Raw genomic sequence first — 16,952 nt, 5'->3', positions numbered from 1 at the left:
TTCACCCCTTCAACGGCCAGGCTGGCTGTTGCTGGGTGATGCAATGCACCCCGCCGCCGCCATGGGCCAGCTGGTTGATCTGCACCGGTACCACTTCGCGGCCCGAGAAGGCCATGCGCAGGGTTGCCGCGGCCTCCTCATCGGCGGCGATGCCGTAGGCCGGCATGATGATCGCGCCGTTACAGATGTAGAAGTTGGTGTAGGAGGCGCAGAACACCTCGGCTTCGGTATCCACCGCATCGGTGGCCTCGAACAGTTCGAGCATCTCGAATTTGCGCCCGCGGGCGTCGGTGGCCAGCTCCAGGGCGCGGCGGTTCTCGCGCACCACCTCGGCATACACCGAGGATTGGTCGCGGGTGGCGTCCACCAGCAGTGCGCCGGGTTTGGCGAAGGCGCACACGCCATCGATATGGCCGTCGGTCATATCGCCGGTGACGTACTGCGGATCGCCCGGCAGCCAGATGGTCTTCTTCACGCCCAGCAGGCGGGCGAAGATCTCTTCCATCTCGGCCTTGTTCATCCCCGGATTGCGGTTGGGGTTGAGCAGCACCGATTCGGTGGTGATCAGGGTGCCGTCGCCGTCGACGTGAATGGCACCGCCTTCGTTGGAGAGCGGCGTGCCGAAGCAGTCCAGGCCCAGGCCGTTGAGAATGCGCCGGGCCAGGCCCTCATCCAGATCATGCTCGGACTTGCCGCCCCAGGCGTTGAAGCGCCAGCTAACCCCGGCCAGCCCCAGTTGCGGATGGCAGACAAAGCTCGGCCCGGAGTCGCGGCACCAGCTGTCGTTGACGGCCAGTTCGATCAGCTCGATGTTGGCCCCGCACAGCGTACGAGCACGCAGAGCCGCGGACGGATCGACCACCATCTTTACCGGCTCGAAGCGCGCAATGGCGTTGGCCACCCGGGCGAAGTCGACCTGCACCTCGGCCAGGGTCACGCCCCAAGCGGATTCCCACAGCCCCTGGTTGTGCGGCCAGACCATCCAGGTGGCGGCGTGCGGGACCCATTCGGCGGGCATGAACCAAGCGTTTTCTGCGACTGCGTTATGCTGCATACAAGTGCCTTCAGTTAAGTCTTTGTTATCACTGAAAACCGCGAATGCGGTGATGACTTGCATGCTAGTGAGCTGTCTGTAAAATTCGTTAATCCAATGCCGAGCCAGTATACTGCGCGCTCTATCGTCATGAATTGAGCTCCCATATGGCCCGGCCAGCAGCCCCATTCTTCTTGAGTCCCAGTGATGCCGACATGCTGCAAGGCTGGTTACGCATGGGATCGCTGCCTCAGAGCATCGGCCAGCGGGCCAGAATTCTGTTGCTGCTGGCCAACGGTCTCACGCCCAAGGAGATCAGCGAGCAGCTGCAAGTCTCTGCGCCAGTGGTCTTCAAATGGCGTAAACGCTACCAGGAGACCGGTCTGGAGGGGCTGAGTGACCTGCGGCGCAGTGGAGCGCCTCGCAAGCTCAACGAAGCGAAGATCAAGGAAATCCTGACGCTGACGACCCAGCGAGTCCCGCGCGAAGCTACCCACTGGAGCCTACGGTTGATGGCCAAGTACGCTGGGGTCAGCATCTGGCAGGTCGCACAGGTGTGGGCTGCTGCCGACCTCAAGCCGCACCGGTTGAAAACCTTCAAGATCAGTAACGACCCGCACTTTGCAGACAAAGTGGTCGATGTCGTCGGGCTCTATTTGAATCCGCCCGACAACGCCCTGGTGCTATCTGTTGACGAAAAAACACAGATCCAGGCGCTGGACCGCACACAGCCCATGCTGCCGCTCAAGCCCGGGCAGATTGAGCGGCGGACGCATGACTATAAGCGCCACGGTACGGCCAGTCTGTACGCAGCCTTTGACATCCTGACGGGTAAGGTCATCGGCCGTATCACCCAGCGGCACAGGGCCAAGGAGTTTTTGGAGTTCCTTCGACAGATCGACCGCAGCACCCCCGTCGAGCTGGACCTGCATGTAATTCTGGACAACAGCTCGACTCACAAGACCGCTGCCGTCAGGGAATGGCTGGAGAAGCATCCCCGTTTCAAGCTGCACTTCACACCGACCAGCGCCTCGTGGCTGAACGCCGTGGAGGGCTGGTTTGCGCAACTGGAAAGACGGGCGCTTTATCGTGATGCCTTCAGCAGCGTGGCTGACCTGAGAGCGGCGATACGTCGCTTCATTGAGGCTCATAACGAACATTCGGCTAAGCCGTTCCGCTGGAGCAAAACGGCTGAGTCGATTATCAGCTCCGTGCATCGAGCAAAGCTGGCTGTAATTCGGAATGAGTTATTGGATTAACCAGACAGGCCACTAGGCCTGTAAAAATGCTGTGACTAACGATAGATTTTGCACATATCTGATTAGCAGGACTTATCAATCATGCTCAAGCACTGCCCCCCACTGAACGCCCTGCGCGGCTTCGAAGCCGCCGCCCGCCTGGGCAGTTTCCACAAAGCCGCCGAGGAACTGCACCTCACCCAATCGGCGATCAGCCAACAGATTCGCAGCCTGGAAAGCTTTCTCGAACAGCCGCTGTTTTTCAGGAGCGGGCGCAGTGTGGCGCTCACCGATGCCGGACATGACCTGCTCAGCACCACCCAGTCACTGCTACAGCAACTCGCGGTCGGTATCCGCCGTCTGGAGCAGTACCGCAAGCCCAACCAACTGGTGGTCAACACCACGCCAGCCTTCGCTCGCCACTGGCTGGTGCCGCGCCTGGGCGAATTTCATCGCCTGCACCCGGCAATCGACCTGTGGCTGTTCACCAGCGATGAGGTGCCGGACATGGCCACTCAGACCATCGACATTGCCGTGCGTGACGACCTCACCGCCCAGGCCGAGTGCAGCTTTCGCGTGCTGCTGGAAGACCGCCTCTATCCAGCAGCCCACCCCAGCCTGCTGGCACAACAACCAGACGAGCGCTGCACCCTGCATGGCGAACGGGAGATGGATTGGAGCCACTGGGCAGTACAAGGCGGGCAGGATGTAGGCCAGCAGAGCAACGGACTTAACTTCTCCGACCCAGGCCTGCTGCTGGATGCCGCCAGCCAGGGCCTGGGCATTGCCCTGGTCAGCCAATTGCTGGCTAACCGTAAGCGCTCCATAGACCCCACCTCCCTCTGGAGAGGTTTTGCGTTTTACAGTGGCGTCGTTGGTTGGCAGCTCCAAGGCAGCAGCGCTTCGTAGGCTTCAACGCTGTTGGCCAGCGGCAGGCGTTCGAGGACATGGCGCAGCCAGGCGTAGGGCTCCTGGCCATTGGTCTTGGCGGTTTCCACCAGGCTGTAGAGTTGGGCGCTGGCGGTCGCGCCTTTCGGCGTGTCGCTGAACAGCCAGTTCTTGCGACCTATGACGAAGGGCCGGATCGCGCGCTCGGCAGCGTTGTTATCGATCGGCAGGTGGCCAGCCTCGATGTAGCGTTCGAGTCGGCTCCAGTTGCTCGCCAGGTAGTTCACTGCTTTGCCCAGGGCATTCTGCGCCGTGACCTGCGGCTGGGTTTTCTCCAGCCAGGTCTTGAGCTGATCGAGGAGCGGTAGGCTGTGCTGCTGGCGGCCCCGGTAGCGCTGTTCATCGCTGGCATCCTTAAGTTCGCGCTCGATGCCGTAGAGCTTGTTGATCATCCCCAACGCGATGTCGGCACGCCCGGTTTTGCCCTTCGGTTGCACCTTTTGCGCTTCGACGAACTTGCGCCGCGCATGCGCCCAGCAGGCCAGGCGTTCAACACCTTGTTGTGCGGCCACGGCGTTGTAGCCGGCGTAATCGACGGTCATCAGGTAGCCGCGATAACCGTCGAGCAGGCGCAGCGGCACCTCCTGCGCGCGGCTGGTTGTGTAGTCGAAGAGGATCACCGGTTTGCCAGGCGGGCCACCGGTCTGCACCCACATCCAGGAGTGGCTGCTCGGATCGCGCCCAGGCTCCTTTAGCACCTGCACGCGGGTTTCATCGCAGTGGATCACCGGACTGTCCGTAAGCGCTCCATAGACCCCACCTCCCTCTGGAGAGGTTTTGCGTTTTACAGTGGCGTCGTTGGTTGGCAGTTCCAAGGCAGCAGCGCTTCGTAGGCTTCAACGCTGTTGGCCAGCGGCAGGCGTTCGAGGACATGGCGCAACCAGGCGTAGGGCTCCTGGCCATTGGTCTTGGCGGTTTCCACCAGGCTGTAGAGTTGGGCGCTGGCGGTCGCGCCTTTCGGCGTGTCGCTGAACAGCCAGTTCTTGCGACCTATGACGAAGGGCCGGATCGCGCGCTCGGCAGCGTTGTTATCGATCGGCAGGTGGCCAGCCTCGATGTAGCGTTCGAGTCGGCTCCAGTTGCTCGCCAGGTAGTTCACTGCTTTGCCCAGGGCATTCTGCGCCGTGACCTGCGGCTGGGTTTTCTCCAGCCAGGTCTTGAGCTGATCGAGGAGCGGTAGGCTGTGCTGCTGGCGGCCCCGGTAGCGCTGTTCATCGCTGGCATCCTTAAGTTCGCGCTCGATGCCGTAGAGCTTGTTGATCATCCCCAACGCGATGTCGGCACGCCCGGTTTTGCCCTTCGGTTGCACCTTTTGCGCTTCGACGAACTTGCGCCGCGCATGCGCCCAGCAGGCCAGGCGTTCAACACCTTGTTGTGCGGCCACGGCGTTGTAGCCGGCGTAATCGTCGGTCATCAGGTAGCCGCGATAACCGTCGAGCAGGCGCAGCGGCACCTCCTGCGCGCGGCTGGTTGTGTAGTCGAAGAGGATCACCGGTTTGCCAGGCGGGCCACCGGTCTGCACCCACATCCAGGAGTGGCTGCTCGGATCGCGCCCAGGCTCCTTGAGCACCTGCACGCGGGTTTCATCGCAGTGGATCACCGGACTGTCCAGCAGCCTGTCGCGCATCAGGTTGAGCAACGGTTGTAGCAGTTCGCCGCACTGGATCACCCAGCGCGCCAGGGTCTGCCGGGGGATGTCGATGCCATGGCGACTGAGCATCTTTTCGAAGCGATACAGTGGGATGCCGTCGGCGTATTTGCTGGTCAGCAGCATCGCCAGCACGCTCGGGCTGGCCAGCCTTTTCTCGATCAGTTGGGCCGGTTTGTCAGCGGTGACCGGCGCGCTTTCGCAGGCCTTGCAGGCATAGGTCTTGCGAATGTGGCGGATCACCTGAACCTGCATCGGGATGATTTCCAGCTGCTCGCTGGTTTCTTCGCCGATGGCCTGCTTGCGGCAACCGCATTCGCAGGTCAGTTCGTGTTCGGGCAGTTCGTGGATGACCTCGACACGCGGTAGTTCGGCCGGTAACGGCTTGCGCTTGCCGCGGCGCTTGGTCGGCGCAACGACTTCTTCCTCGACCTCAGCGGCCGGAGCTTCAGCCGCCGCTTCGGCCAGGCTTTCCGCTTCGTTGAACATCTCTAGCTGCGGTGAATCCGGGTCGCTGCTCTGCTCGGATTTACGGCCGAACAGGCGCTGGATCAACAGCGCGTTTTGTTCGCGCAGGCGCTCGATCTGCCCATCCTTGTCCTTGGCCAATTCCTGCGCCGACGACAACACCTCAGCGAGCAATTGCTTGAGCGCGGCGGGGTCATCAGGAAGGGTTTCGGGCACAGAAATCATGCCGTGGATTATACCGGCTCAGGTGACGAACCTAGGGGTCAAAACCTGGTGCGGCCGGTTGCGCCACAGGTCGATACCGTCCAACAACCAGTTCAACTCCTGGGCCGTCAGCACGATCGCATCTTCGCCAGGTTCCGGATGCGACTTGAAGCGTTCAGCCTCCAATCGCTTGAGCCACAGGCAAAAGCCGTTGCGCTCCCAATACAAAATCTTCACCCGGCTGCGCGCGCGGTTGAGGAAGACGAACAGCACCGGGTCGAACACCGCCACCTTGATATCCAGCTCGACCAGGGCGGCCAGGCCATCGATGGATTTTCGGAAATCCACCGGCTTGGGGTATAGATAGACTTTTTCGACTTTGGCGTCGGGGCGCATCATGACGGCTGGCTCCAGAAAGAAATTGGAGCTCAGCATTGGCTGGCCTGCGGATCATTTGTAGATGAGGTTTATGGAGCGCTTACGGCTAACCAGGCTCGGCGTAGCGGCCTACTGCAACCGCTGGCGGAACAGACAGTGCGTGGCCCCAACTGGGCCTGGTTGGTGCACCGCGACAGCGAAAACGACCCGCTAACACGCAGCTTTTGCGCTTGGCTGGAAAACGCCCTGAACGGCAGCGCAGCAAGCAAAGCGTAGGTTGGGTTGAGCCTGCGAAGCCCAACAGGAAACGCTCACTAGCTGTTGGGCTTCGACGCTACGCGCCTCAACCCAACCTACCGGAACGGCGGCTCGTCGAAACTGCGCAGCTTGCGTGAGTGCAACGAGTTGAGCTGGTTGCGCATCAGTTCCAGCGCGGTGATGCCGATATGCAGGTGCTGGGTGACGGCGCGTTCGTAGAAGGCACCGGCCGCGCCCGGCAGTTTGATCTCGCTGTGCAGCGGTTTGTCCGAGACGCACAGCAGCGTGCCGTAAGGCACCCGCAGACGATAACCTTGGGCGGCGATGGTGCCGCTTTCCATATCCACCGCCACGGCGCGCGACAGGTTGATCAGCGGTCGCTCCTGGGCCCAGCGCAGTTCCCAGTTGCGGTCGTCGTAGGTCAGCACGGTGCCGGTACGCAGGCGCTTCTTCAGCTCATCGCCCTCTTCACCGGTCACCAGCTTGGCCGCCTCCTGCAACGCCTGCTGCACCTCGGCCAGGGCCGGCAGCGGAATATGCGGCGGCAGCACACGGTCGAGAATGCCGTCACGGCGCATGTAAGCGTGGGCCAGCACGTAGTCGCCGATGGTCTGCGACTGACGCAGGCCGCCGCAGTGGCCGATCATCAGCCAGCAATGCGGGCGCAGCACCGCCAGGTGGTCGGTGATGTTCTTGGCGTTGGATGGGCCGACGCCGATATTCACCAGGGTGATGCCATGGCCGTCGTCGGCCTGCAGGTGATAGGCCGGCATCTGGTAGCGGTGCCAGATGACGTTCTCGATAATCGCCTGCATCTCGCCTTCGGCCATGCCGCGCTCGATCACCACGTTGCCCGGCAGCACCATGCGGGTGAAGCGCGACTCACCCACCAGCATGTCCAGACCATGGCGAATAAATTGGTCGACGTAGCGGTGGTAGTTGGTCAGCAGAATCCACGACTGCACATGCCGCCAGTCGCTGCCGGTGTAGTGCACCAGGCGGCGCAGGGAGAAATCCACCCGCGCCGCATCGAACAGCGCCAGCGGCAGTGGGTCGGTGTTTTCCCAGTCGTACAGGCCATCGGCGGTGCCGTCGGTGGCGGCGGACAGGTCAGTGCTGGGGAACACCCGCGCCAATTCGGCGGCAGTGACCCCGGAGCCAGCCAGCTCATCGCCCTGCTCGACCACGTACGGATAAGGAATGTTCTGCTGGCTGATACCCACTTCCACGCGCACGGTGAAGTCGTTCATCAACGGGCGCAGCTGCTCCAGCAGGTATTTGCGAAACGCCGCCGGGTGGGTCACGGTGACGCTGTAAGTGCCGGGCACCTGCACCTTGGCATAGGCGCGCACGGTGGTTGGCACCTCGCCCTGGCACAGGTAGATCAGGCGCAGCTCCGGGTAGCGAAAACGCGACTGCTCCTCGGCATCCGGCTTGATACGTTCCTTGAGATAGCGCTTGAGCGCCTGACTCAAGCCCGTGGTCGCCTGCAGGTGCAGGGCGGCCAGACGATCCACCGCTTCTTCAGCGGTGTTGGCGACAATAAAATCATCGGAACAAGGGTTCACAAGGCACCTTCCTGGCTGATCGGAATGGCTCTATCTTGCCCTGATCCGCCGCGCTTGTGATAGCGCGACGTTATCCGCGCAGGCTACTTGAGCAACGTCTTGAGATCCTCGGGCACAGCCTGTGGGGTCAGCGGGCCGACGCGCCGGGCACCCGGATTACCTAGGGGATAAAACCCCAGCAGCGACCCCAGGCTACCGGGGATGCGCAGCAGTTGTGCCAGCCCCTCGGACCAGTCTCGCTGGCGCCAGGCCCAAGCGAACATCCATAGATGGCTGCGCAGGTGTTCGCTGAAATAGCGCTGACCGAGAATATGCGCCCGCTCCAGATGGCGCAGCTCGGCAGCAGGATCAGTGCCGCGCAGGGCGCGGGCCAGTTGGTATTCCTGCCAGAAGGCTTGTTCACGGGTCATGGCAACGCTCCTATTTTCAAGCTGCGTCGCAGTCTGCAAGTGCGGGGCGGCCCCCAGGCCAAGCATCCGTTGCTAATCTTCTGTCGGCCAATTGCCTAAGGAACGCTCATGCCGCGCGCCCTGCTCACCCTTGTGCTCTGTCTGTTACCCAGTTTTCTGCTGGCAGATCGCCTGGATGGCCATTACCTGACCACGCTGGATGGCCAGCCAGCCGAAATGCACCTGCGCAGCCAGGGCAAACAGGTCACGGGGGAGTATGTGGAAGGTGGCAGGTTGCGCCTGCAGATCAGCGGCAGCTTTGACGGCCAGTTGCTCAGCGCGCAGATCAGCGAAGCGCAGTCCGGGCAGCTGATTGCCAATATGAATGCCACTTACGCCAATGGCATGCTTAACGCTCATATTGCCGCACGCAACCCGACGACTGGGGCAACCCTGGAACGCAAGGCGCTGTTCCACCGGCAGAACTTGAGTGCAGTAGCCGCTCAAGCAAGCAACCCAAGCAGCAGCGCCACACGCGATCCGGCACTGATCGGCACTTGGGTACACGAGAAGATCATCAACAGCGGCGGCGCCAATTTCGCCTCTATGACCACTCAGATGATTCTGCAACTGCAGGGCGACGGCAGCGTTTCACAATGGACACGCAGCGTGGCAGGTGGCGCCGACTGGAACTACGACAGCCCTGGCGAGCTGCAATACAGCGGCCGTTGGCAGAGTAACAACGGCCTGTTGGAAGTGCAGAGGCAAGGCCGCAGTGACTATCAGCCCGCTGCCTACTATCGCTTCAGTGACCAGTACCTGGTCACTGAGAGCAATACCGGCAAGCTGATCTGGCAGCGTCGCCAGTAATCAATCAGGCCGGTTGATGCAGGCGCGAGTTGAACAACGGCCCACGGCTATACGCGGACAGCGCCTTGGCAGCGGCCAACACACCCAGATCGACCAGCGGCTCGATCAGGATCACGCTCATATAGGCCAGGCCAAAACTGCCCACGGCCGCCAGGTTCTCGCCGGAGAAGCCGTTGCCGTAGAACGCCCAGAAGCCGACCCAGGCGACGATGCCGCCCTGATAGGCCGTCGACAGCGCCAGCGCCTGCTTGTAGGAGAGGTCCACATAGGCAGTACCCGGCGCGATAATGCGCTTGGCCAGCACACTGATAGCCCACAGCGGCACCAGCAGCGTAGTGACGTTCATGCCGTATTGCGGCAGGTCGAACTGAGCGAACAGCAGCCCCTGCAGGAGCAGGCCGAGCGCCAGACCAACAGCCGTAGCACCGGCGCCGAACAGCAGCAGCAGGGTCGAACCGAGGATCAGATGCACCTCGGAAACCCCGACCGCGTGGTGCGGAAATACTTCAAAGAAGCAGAACACCAGAGCAGTGGTCAGCACGCTGCGTAATGCCAGGGCGGCAGCGCCGCCATTGTCACGCACGCTGTCGAGCGCAAGCTTGGCGCAAAGGCCAAAGGCACCTGCGGCGGTTGCATAGCCGAGGAAGATTTTGGCGCCAGTAACGACTTCTGGTTCGATGTGCATAGAGATTCCTGTACCGCGCCCACCGCGCGATGATCCGGATTGAGGGGATGGGCATAAGCGCCCGGCTTCGATGGCAGGTCTCCTGGCTCACGGCTTGACACTGCGCCCGCCTTCCCGACCTTGCAGTCAGTGGCATCTGGGCTTCGCTCGCCGTTTACAGTTGCGGGGGCAGCCAGGGCATTGGCGACGTGCGCTTCACCCTGTTCCCTTTTCATCCAGCCGCATCACACGGGCTGGAACCATCGGCGGCCACCTTACCCGGCGGCCGCGAGAAATGACAGAGCCCGACGTTTACCGCGCAGGCAAACCAACGGACTGGGTAGCGCCTGACGCCGTATGACGCAAGCAGGTGAAGACGCCATTGGCAGTGGCGCACAGCAGCCCCTGAGCATCGTGCAGCGTGGCCTGCACCGCGACCTCTCGCCCTTCGCGCTGCTGCACGCAGGCTTCAGTACGTAGCGGCAAAGCCGCAAGGCCAATCGGGCGCAGGTAATTCGCCTGCAGGCTGGCGGTCACGTAGACCTCCGAGGCACTGGCCTGCGAATACACCGCCAACCCCAACGCCGCATCGAACAGCGTGGCGGTATAGCCGCCATGCACACCGCCAAGCGGATTGAAGTGCACGGCCGGCGGCTGACTGCTGAAGCTCGCCACCCCGGCTGCGGCCTGCAGCTGGGAGATACCGTAATCCGCCGCAATATCGCCGGTCAGCCAGACCTTCAACCGCTCAAACAGACTGCCGTGCATGTTCAGGCCTCAGATCAGGTGCGGCGTACTGCGCGCCACCAGCGCTTCGACATTCACCCCACGCGGCAGGGTGCCGTAGACCCGCCCGCCCTGACCACCCAGACGACTGGCGATAAAGGCATCGGAGACCTCGGCATTGCCGGCTTCCAGCAGCAGTTTGGCCTGCAGCGCCAGAGCCACATCTTCGGTGAGCTGACGGGCGCGGTACTGGATATCGGCGGTGTCACGGAAATCTGCCTGCAGTTGCGCAATATGGGCTTTCAGCAGCGCATCGCCGTGACCGTCGCCGAGCTCATGGAACAGCGCATCAAGCACGCCCGGCTCCTTGGACAGCGCGCGCAGCACGTCCAGGCACTGCACGTTGCCCGAACCTTCCCAGGTCGAGTTGACCGGTGCTTCGCGGTACAGCCTTGGGAGGATGGTGTCCTCGACATACCCGGCACCGCCCATGCACTCGGCAGCCTCGTTGATCATGGCCGGCGCGCGTTTGCAGATCCAATACTTGCCCACGGCGGTGACCAGGCGAGCGAACTTGTCTTCCTGCTCATCGTGCGGGTTATCCAGCGCCTTGCCCATGCGCATGGTCAGCGCCAGCGCCGCTTCGCTTTCCAGGGCCAGGTCAGCCAGTACGTTCTGCATCAGCGGCTGCTCGCTGAGTACCCGCCCCCCAACCTGACGGTGCGCGCAGTGATGCGCGGCCTGAGTCAGGGCCTGACGCATCAGCGCGCTGGAGCCAATCATGCAGTCGAAGCGGGTCAGCGCGACCATTTCGATAATGGTCGGCACACCACGACCTTCCTCGCCAACCATCCAGGCCAGCGCGCCTCGAAACTCCACTTCACTGGAGGCGTTCGACCAGTTACCCAGCTTGTTCTTCAGACGCTGGATATAGAACTCGTTGCGCGTGCCGTCCGGGCGGTGGCGCGGCAGCAGAAAGCAGGTCAGGCCCTTGTCGGTATACGCCAGGGTCAGGAAGGCATCGCACATCGGCGCCGAGCAGAACCACTTGTGCCCGACCAGCTCATAGGCCTGGCCCGAGCCACCGAGGCCAACCGGGTAGGCGCGCGTGGTGTTGGCACGCACGTCGGTGCCGCCCTGCTTCTCGGTCATGGCCATGCCGATGGTCGCACCGGTTTTCTGCTCGATCGGCAGATTGCGCGGGTCGTATTGAGTCGAGAGGATTTTCGGTAGCCACTTCTCGGCCACATCGGCCTGCAGCTTGAGCGCCGGCACACTGGCGAAGGTCATGGTCAGCGGGCAACCGCTACCGGCCTCGGCCTGGCTGTGCAGGTAGCTCATGGCGGCGCGCGCCACCTGGGCGCCTGCGCGCGGATCGGTCCAGGGCATGGACGGCAGGCCGTGTTCAATGGCCGCACTCATCAGTTGGTGATAGGCCGGGTGAAACTCCACCAGATCGGCACGATGGCCATAGCGGTCATGGCTCTTGAACACCGGCTTGTTTTCGTTGGCGAGAAAGCCTGCGGCCATCAACTTGCCGCCCGCCAGGCCGCCATACACATCCAGGCGCTGCTCGGCCCAGCCGCCGCCGAAGCACTTGGTCCACTCCTGCAGCGGCAGGTCAACGCGGTACAGGTTGGCGCCATCCAGCGGCGGCACCTGGTTGAACACTTCATGGGTTTCGGCGTGTTGGCTGGCATTCATGGTTGAGGCTCCTCTGCAGGCAATTTGGCGCCCACGGCGCGTAGACAAAAGGTGGTCAGGGCCTGGCTGACTTCAGCCAGGCTGGGGGCGGGATAACCGGCTTCGCGGGCCGCACGTGCTGGCGGCGATAACGGCCCGACCAGGGCCTCGGCAATGGCGCCGACCAGGCAGGCAGCAATCAGGTTGATCTGCTGCACGTGGAACTGACCAGCGGCCACGCCCTCCTGCAACAGCTCGACAAACAGCTCGGCGTAGGCTTCACGGTAGAGCAGGCGCTGTTCATCGACTTGCGCATCGACCGGCTCGGCGATCAGGGCGAAGGCCAGCCGCCGGCTGTCCCAGGCGCGCGCGGCAAAGCGCTCCAGCCCGGCAGCCAGACGCTGCACCGGGCTACCCGCCCCACGTACGATGGCGGCCAGAGCATCGACCTCGCGCTGGCTGGCCACGGCAAACACTTCCGCCGCCAGCTCGCCCTTGTTCTGCACATGGCGGTACAGGCTGCCGGTGGCAATGCCGACATCCTCAGCCAGCGCCTGCATGGTCAGCGCGGCAAAGCCGCCTTCGGCCACCCGCGCCAAGGCAGCGCTGATGATCCGTTCGCGCAGCGCCTGATCGCGGTCGATACGCAGTGCAGTGGTGCGATAGGCCATGGTCTGAATCCTGATTCACTATTACCCAAGTGAATCAGGATTCAGAGCTTGACTAAAGGGCGATTCCGGGCACAACAGCGGGCATATTGGCCAGCTGCTGGCGTATACACCTCATGCGATCAGGACTCGCGGCAGAGCACCCAGTCATGCAATAGATTGCGCAGCTGCTCGAACTTCACCGGTTTGGCCAGGTAATCGCTCATGCCGGCGGCCAGGCAGCGCTCGCGGTCGCCGCTGTGGCTGTGGGCGGTGATCGCGAGCACCGGCAGCAGCTGGCAGCCGGGCAGATTGCGCAGCGCCCGGCAGGTGGCAAAACCGTCCATCACCGGCATCTGGCAATCCAGCAGCACCGCGTCGATGGTTTCGTTACGCAGCACCTCAAGGGCCTCAGCGCCGTTATCAGCGGTGCGCACCTGATAGCCCAGCTCGAGCAGCATGCCGCGGGTCACCAGCTGGTTGATCGCGTTGTCCTCGACGATCAGTACCGTGCACTGCTCCGGCGCGCGCAGCGCCGGACCGGCGGCGCGCAGCACGACGGCGGCTGGAGTAGTCATCTGCACCGGCAAGGCCAGCGGCAGCTCCAGACGGAAACAGCTGCCCTGCCCTGGCTGGGATTCATGGCTGAGATCACCGCCGAGCAGATCGACCAGTTGCCGGCAGATCGCCAGACCGATGCCCAGGCCGCCGTACTCGCGGGTCATCGAGCCGTCCAGTTGCTGGAAGCGCTGATACAGCTTGCCGTCGGCAGGCACCGCGAAACCCACACCGCTGTCGATCACCTCGATACGCAGCGGCAGAATATCGCTGGCCGCACCGCCACGACTGACACGTACCCGCACTTCGCCATGCTGGGTGAACTTGATGGCGTTATCCAGCAGGCAGCTGAGGCTTTGCACCAGCTTGCTGGCGTCGCCCTCAAGGATGTCGGGCAGGCTGTCATCCAGCTCAAGCACAAAGCGCAGGCCCTTTTCTTCGGCGCGCGGGGCGTACTGCGCACGCAAGCCATCGAACAGGCCGCGCAGGCTGAACGGTTCGCGCCGTGGGTACAGGCGCCCAGCCTGCAGCTCGGTGAGGGCGAGGATGTCATTGACCATGCGCATCATGTCGCGGGCCGAGCTCGCTGCCGTGCGCTGGTAATGCGCCAGCTCGCCGTCGAGCTCAAGCATCTGCATCAGTTCCAGCGAACCGATCACCCCATTCATCGGCGTGCGCAGCTCGTGGGTGACGGTAGCGAGGAATTCATCCTTGAGGCGGTTGCTGTTGGCCAGTTCCTGGTTGAAGGCTTCAAGTTTGAGCCCGGCCTCCTGCAGGATGCGCGTGCGCTCCTCCTTCATCGCATTGATGCGGTCGGCCAGTGCCAACGAGAGCAGACCCACTTCCAGCGCAGAACCGATCTGGCTGGCGTACATGGTGAGGAACATGTTGGGCAGGTAGCCCAACACCATCAGCGTATTGATCATCCCGCCGGCGAGAAAGGCGGTCCAGGCGATGATGAAATAACGCGCCACGCGCATGCCGCGCATCCAGGCGAGGATGCCAGCGCTGAAGATCACCACGGTAAAGCCCAATGCCAGGTAGGTGGCCAGACGCAGCGACAGGGCGTAACTGGCCGTCAGCGCCAGCGTCATCACCAACACGCCCGAGGCCATCATCAGCAACAGGGCGCGGTCGACCCAGGGACTGTGCTCGGCGGTATGCAGAAAGCTGCGGGCGAACTGACAACCAAACAACGCCGCCGCACCAATCAGGAAGGGCGTCGCAGCGTTCGCCCACCAGGGGCTGTTGGGCCAAAAGTACTCGATGGCTGCGCCGTTGACCGACAGCTGATAGAAGCCGAACGAGGCGATATAGAGGATATAATACAGGTAGCTGGTGTCGCGTACGCTGAGGAAGATAAACAGGTTGTAGATCAGCATCACCAGCAGTACGCCGTAGATGATGCCCAGCACATAGATGCGCGCCGGTTGTTCTTCCAGGTAGGCGTTGGGCGCCCAGAGGGTCAGCGGTGCCTGGATCGAGCCCTGGCTTTCCAGGCGCAAATAGACGCTTTGCTGCTGCGCCGGCGGCAATTGCAGTTCGAACACATAGTTGTGCTGTTTGATCTCACGGCTGGAGAACGGCAAGGCATCGCCGGTGTGCTGACTCATCTGGTAGCGTCCCTGCGCATCGGGCAGATACAGCTGCACATGATCGAGCGGTGGATAGGCTAGTTCCAGCAACCAGGGCCGTGTGCCTGTTGCCCGCTGCGGGCGGTATTCCAGATCCAGGCGTAACCAGAACACCGAACGCGAATAACCGGCGTTCAGTACACCCTTGTCATGCTGACGGAAACTGGCTTGCAGGGCCGGCGAGGTGATGTCTTCAATGCTGGCATCGCCACGCACATCCTCAAACACCGACATAGCCTTGCCGAGCGGCAGGCTGCGGGTGTTTTCGTCAAAAACCAATGCCCCGGCCAACCCTGGCACCAGCATGAAGAAACAGAGAAGGATGTAGTGCATGCAACTCAGCCAGAGTAAGCCGGCAACGCCTAGGTAGCGTTGCTAGCAGCGGTGTATTTGGATGCTAGCACTCTAGCATAGGCCCTTGCGCCAGAGCCCCAGGAAAAACCTGAACTGTATTGAGATTTTTGCCCTTCGCAGGTTGAGGCAACAGCCCGGTGTCGACATGCGACAGATCGTCCGGCCGGCTGGCTTTCCTGGCGTTGCGGGGTCTGCAAACCGTGGTTTGGTGGTAAGCTCGCGCACCATGAAAACGCCTACCTCTCGCCCCGTAGTGCTGTGCCTGTCCGGTCATGACCCCAGTGGTGGTGCCGGCCTGCAAGCCGATATCGAAGCCCTGCTCGCCCAAGGCTGTCACGCCGCTCCTACCGTGACCGCGCTGACCGTGCAGGACACCGTCAACGTTTCCGACTTCCGCGTGCTCGACCGCGACTGGGTCTTGGCCCAGGCCAATGCGGTGATCAATGACCTGCCGGTCGAAGCCGTAAAGCTGGGCATGCTCGGCTCGGTCGAGATGGTCGAAACCGTACTGGAAATCATGCAACGCCTCCCGGGTATTCCGCTGGTCTGCGACCCGGTGCTGCGTGCCGGTGGCGGCGGCGCACTGGGCAAGGACGAAGTCGGCTATGCCATGCGCGAGCGTTTGTTCGCCGTCTCGACCATCGCCACGCCGAATCTGCCGGAAGCGCGCATCCTCGCCGAACTGCCGGATGGCACGGCCGATGAGTGCGCCGACAAATTGCTGCCCTATATCCAGCACCTGCTGATCACCGGCGGTCATGGCGATGAGCACGAAGTGCACAACCGTCTCTATAGTCGTGACGGCAGCCGCCACACCTTTACCTGCCAGCGCCTGCCCGGCAGCTACCACGGCTCCGGCTGCACCCTGGCCAGCACCCTGGCCGGTCGCCTGGCATTGGGCCAGGAACTGGTCAGCGCCGTGCAGTTCGCCCTTGATTACACCTGGCGCACCCTGCGCGACGCCGAACAGCCTGGCCATGGCCAGTACATTCCGCGCCGCCTGCCGCTAGACCTCTCTTGATGGAGAGTTTGCGATGAAACTGCGTGGCCTGTATGCCATCACCGACAGCGAACTGCTCAAGGGCAGATTGCTGCCCTACGTCGAAGCGGCCCTCAAGGGCGGCGCGACGCTGCTGCAATACCGCGACAAATCCACCGATAACGCCCGTCGCCTGCGTGAAGCCGAAACCCTGCGTGAACTGTGCAACCGCTATGGCGCTGCACTGATCGTCAATGACGATGCCGAACTGGCAGCGCGCCTAGGCGTCGGCCTGCACCTAGGCCAGGGCGACGGCTCGCTGTCTGCCGCCCGTGCCCTGCTGGGCCGCCAGGCCATCATCGGCGGCACCTGCCACGCCCAATTGGAGCTGGCCGAAGCCGCCGCCAAGGAAGGCGCCAGCTATGTCGCCTTCGGCCGCTTCTTTAATTCCACCACCAAGCCCGGCGCACCGGCGGCTGATGTCGAGCTACTGGCGGCGGCGAAAACCAAGGTCAACCTGCCGATTGTTGCCATTGGCGGCGTGACTCTGGATAACGCCCCCGAGCTGGTTGCCCACGGCGCCAGCATGGTTGCCGTAGTGCACGGCCTGTTTGGCGCCGACTCGGCTGCTGAAGTCGAGCGCCGCGCCCGCGCCTTTAGCGCCCTGTTCACATCTAACTAACGTTATTAAGGGGCGGCCCGGCT

General features: G+C 62.7%; 15 protein-coding genes, 1 pseudogene and 1 riboswitch. Of the genes and pseudogenes, 5 read left to right on the top strand and 11 right to left on the bottom strand.

What is annotated here, in order from left to right; genetic code table 11:
• Nucleotide 1: 1 nt before the first annotated feature.
• Complete coding sequence (locus BLW24_RS13455) at nt 2–1,054, bottom strand: agmatine deiminase family protein (RefSeq protein ID WP_090387735.1); 1,053 nt, start codon at nt 1,052–1,054, stop codon at nt 2–4.
• A gap of 146 nt (nt 1,055–1,200) precedes the next feature.
• On the opposite strand from BLW24_RS13455, the gene BLW24_RS13450 reads away from it, so the two are divergent.
• The gene (locus BLW24_RS13450; RefSeq protein ID WP_090375778.1) at nt 1,201–2,292 is read left to right on the top strand and encodes an IS630 family transposase; all 1,092 of its coding nucleotides are present in this window, start codon (nt 1,201–1,203) and stop codon (nt 2,290–2,292) included.
• Nucleotides 2,293–2,373: 81 nt separating this feature from the next.
• The gene (locus BLW24_RS13445; protein WP_090381922.1) at nt 2,374–3,180 is read left to right on the top strand and encodes a LysR family transcriptional regulator; all 807 of its coding nucleotides are present in this window, start codon (nt 2,374–2,376) and stop codon (nt 3,178–3,180) included.
• Here the strand turns inward: BLW24_RS13445 and tnpC (BLW24_RS13440) are convergent.
• The 5 genes and pseudogenes from tnpC (BLW24_RS13440) to BLW24_RS13420 all read right to left on the bottom strand — a co-directional run.
• Nucleotides 3,132–3,962, bottom strand: a pseudogene (tnpC, locus tag BLW24_RS13440) (IS66 family transposase); the annotation flags it as partial. The gene BLW24_RS13445 and the pseudogene tnpC (BLW24_RS13440) sit on opposite strands and share 49 nt — an antisense overlap.
• 41 nt (nt 3,963–4,003) lie before the next feature.
• Nucleotides 4,004–5,560: an IS66 family transposase gene (gene tnpC / locus BLW24_RS13435; RefSeq protein WP_090375563.1), complete on the bottom strand. Its 1,557-nt coding sequence runs from the start codon at nt 5,558–5,560 to the stop codon at nt 4,004–4,006.
• Nucleotides 5,561–5,578: 18 nt separating this feature from the next.
• Nucleotides 5,579–5,974 (bottom strand): IS66 family insertion sequence element accessory protein TnpB, encoded by a 396-nt coding sequence (gene tnpB, locus BLW24_RS13430; protein WP_244161054.1) that lies wholly within the window; start codon nt 5,972–5,974, stop codon nt 5,579–5,581.
• A gap of 296 nt (nt 5,975–6,270) precedes the next feature.
• A complete protein-coding gene (gene amn / locus BLW24_RS13425) occupies nt 6,271–7,743 on the bottom strand; it encodes an AMP nucleosidase (RefSeq protein ID WP_090381920.1) in 1,473 nt (490 codons plus the stop codon).
• Between the two features lie 83 nt (nt 7,744–7,826).
• On the bottom strand, nt 7,827–8,153 hold the full coding sequence (locus BLW24_RS13420) for a DUF3703 domain-containing protein (protein WP_167360373.1): 327 nt from the start codon (nt 8,151–8,153) through the stop codon (nt 7,827–7,829).
• A gap of 108 nt (nt 8,154–8,261) precedes the next feature.
• On the opposite strand from BLW24_RS13420, the gene BLW24_RS13415 reads away from it, so the two are divergent.
• Nucleotides 8,262–9,002 (top strand): hypothetical protein, encoded by a 741-nt coding sequence (locus BLW24_RS13415; RefSeq protein WP_090381914.1) that lies wholly within the window; start codon nt 8,262–8,264, stop codon nt 9,000–9,002.
• A gap of 4 nt (nt 9,003–9,006) precedes the next feature.
• Here BLW24_RS13415 and BLW24_RS13410 read toward each other — a convergent pair whose 3' ends face one another.
• The 5 genes from BLW24_RS13410 to BLW24_RS13390 all read right to left on the bottom strand — a co-directional run bounded on the left by BLW24_RS13410 (nt 9,007) and on the right by BLW24_RS13390 (nt 15,247).
• A complete protein-coding gene (locus tag BLW24_RS13410) occupies nt 9,007–9,687 on the bottom strand; it encodes an energy-coupling factor ABC transporter permease (RefSeq protein WP_090381908.1) in 681 nt (226 codons plus the stop codon).
• A 55-nt stretch (nt 9,688–9,742) separates the two neighbouring features.
• Nucleotides 9,743–9,946: riboswitch (cobalamin riboswitch) on the bottom strand.
• Between the two features lie 32 nt (nt 9,947–9,978).
• On the bottom strand, nt 9,979–10,434 hold the full coding sequence (locus tag BLW24_RS13405) for a PaaI family thioesterase (protein ID WP_090381902.1): 456 nt from the start codon (nt 10,432–10,434) through the stop codon (nt 9,979–9,981).
• A 9-nt stretch (nt 10,435–10,443) separates the two neighbouring features.
• Entirely contained in the window at nt 10,444–12,096 is a 1,653-nt protein-coding gene (locus BLW24_RS13400; protein WP_090381897.1) for an acyl-CoA dehydrogenase family protein, read from the bottom strand.
• Nucleotides 12,093–12,746, bottom strand: a complete 654-nt coding sequence (locus tag BLW24_RS13395; protein ID WP_090381891.1) for a TetR/AcrR family transcriptional regulator — start codon at nt 12,744–12,746, stop codon at nt 12,093–12,095. Before BLW24_RS13395 ends, BLW24_RS13400 begins: the two co-directional genes overlap by 4 nt.
• Before the next feature lie 119 nt (nt 12,747–12,865).
• Complete coding sequence (locus BLW24_RS13390) at nt 12,866–15,247, bottom strand: hybrid sensor histidine kinase/response regulator (RefSeq protein WP_090381886.1); 2,382 nt, start codon at nt 15,245–15,247, stop codon at nt 12,866–12,868.
• Between the two features lie 247 nt (nt 15,248–15,494).
• Here BLW24_RS13390 and BLW24_RS13385 point away from each other — a divergent pair, with 247 nt between their 5' ends.
• Nucleotides 15,495–16,289: a hydroxymethylpyrimidine/phosphomethylpyrimidine kinase gene (locus tag BLW24_RS13385; RefSeq protein ID WP_090381880.1), complete on the top strand. Its 795-nt coding sequence runs from the start codon at nt 15,495–15,497 to the stop codon at nt 16,287–16,289.
• A 13-nt stretch (nt 16,290–16,302) separates the two neighbouring features.
• A complete protein-coding gene (gene thiE / locus BLW24_RS13380) occupies nt 16,303–16,929 on the top strand; it encodes a thiamine phosphate synthase (RefSeq protein ID WP_090381876.1) in 627 nt (208 codons plus the stop codon).
• The last annotated feature ends 23 nt before the right edge of the window (nt 16,930–16,952 follow it).

The sequence above is a fragment of the Pseudomonas anguilliseptica genome (assembly GCF_900105355.1).
Classification (GTDB): Bacteria; Pseudomonadota; Gammaproteobacteria; order Pseudomonadales; family Pseudomonadaceae; genus Aquipseudomonas; species Aquipseudomonas anguilliseptica.
Note: the sequence above shows the minus strand (reverse complement) of the source record. Positions and strands in the feature narration are given on the sequence as shown.

Excerpts from the sequence above, each read along its gene's own strand:
- BLW24_RS13415 (WP_090381914.1), top strand. The coding sequence starts at position 8,262 with ATGCCGCGCGCCCTGCTCACCCTTGTGCTCTGTCTGTTACCCAGTTTT.
- BLW24_RS13400 (WP_090381897.1), bottom strand. The coding sequence starts at position 12,096 with ATGAATGCCAGCCAACACGCCGAAACCCATGAAGTGTTCAACCAGGTG.
- BLW24_RS13395 (WP_090381891.1), bottom strand. The coding sequence starts at position 12,746 with ATGGCCTATCGCACCACTGCACTGCGTATCGACCGCGATCAGGCGCTG.
- BLW24_RS13445 (WP_090381922.1), top strand. The coding sequence starts at position 2,374 with ATGCTCAAGCACTGCCCCCCACTGAACGCCCTGCGCGGCTTCGAAGCC.
- tnpC (WP_090375563.1), bottom strand. The coding sequence starts at position 5,560 with ATGATTTCTGTGCCCGAAACCCTTCCTGATGACCCCGCCGCGCTCAAG.
- thiE (WP_090381876.1), top strand. The coding sequence starts at position 16,303 with ATGAAACTGCGTGGCCTGTATGCCATCACCGACAGCGAACTGCTCAAG.
- BLW24_RS13420 (WP_167360373.1), bottom strand. The coding sequence starts at position 8,153 with ATGACCCGTGAACAAGCCTTCTGGCAGGAATACCAACTGGCCCGCGCC.
- BLW24_RS13410 (WP_090381908.1), bottom strand. The coding sequence starts at position 9,687 with ATGCACATCGAACCAGAAGTCGTTACTGGCGCCAAAATCTTCCTCGGC.
- BLW24_RS13455 (WP_090387735.1), bottom strand. The coding sequence starts at position 1,054 with ATGCAGCATAACGCAGTCGCAGAAAACGCTTGGTTCATGCCCGCCGAA.
- BLW24_RS13405 (WP_090381902.1), bottom strand. The coding sequence starts at position 10,434 with ATGCACGGCAGTCTGTTTGAGCGGTTGAAGGTCTGGCTGACCGGCGAT.
- BLW24_RS13385 (WP_090381880.1), top strand. The coding sequence starts at position 15,495 with ATGAAAACGCCTACCTCTCGCCCCGTAGTGCTGTGCCTGTCCGGTCAT.
- BLW24_RS13390 (WP_090381886.1), bottom strand. The coding sequence starts at position 15,247 with ATGCACTACATCCTTCTCTGTTTCTTCATGCTGGTGCCAGGGTTGGCC.
- BLW24_RS13450 (WP_090375778.1), top strand. The coding sequence starts at position 1,201 with ATGGCCCGGCCAGCAGCCCCATTCTTCTTGAGTCCCAGTGATGCCGAC.
- tnpB (WP_244161054.1), bottom strand. The coding sequence starts at position 5,974 with ATGCTGAGCTCCAATTTCTTTCTGGAGCCAGCCGTCATGATGCGCCCC.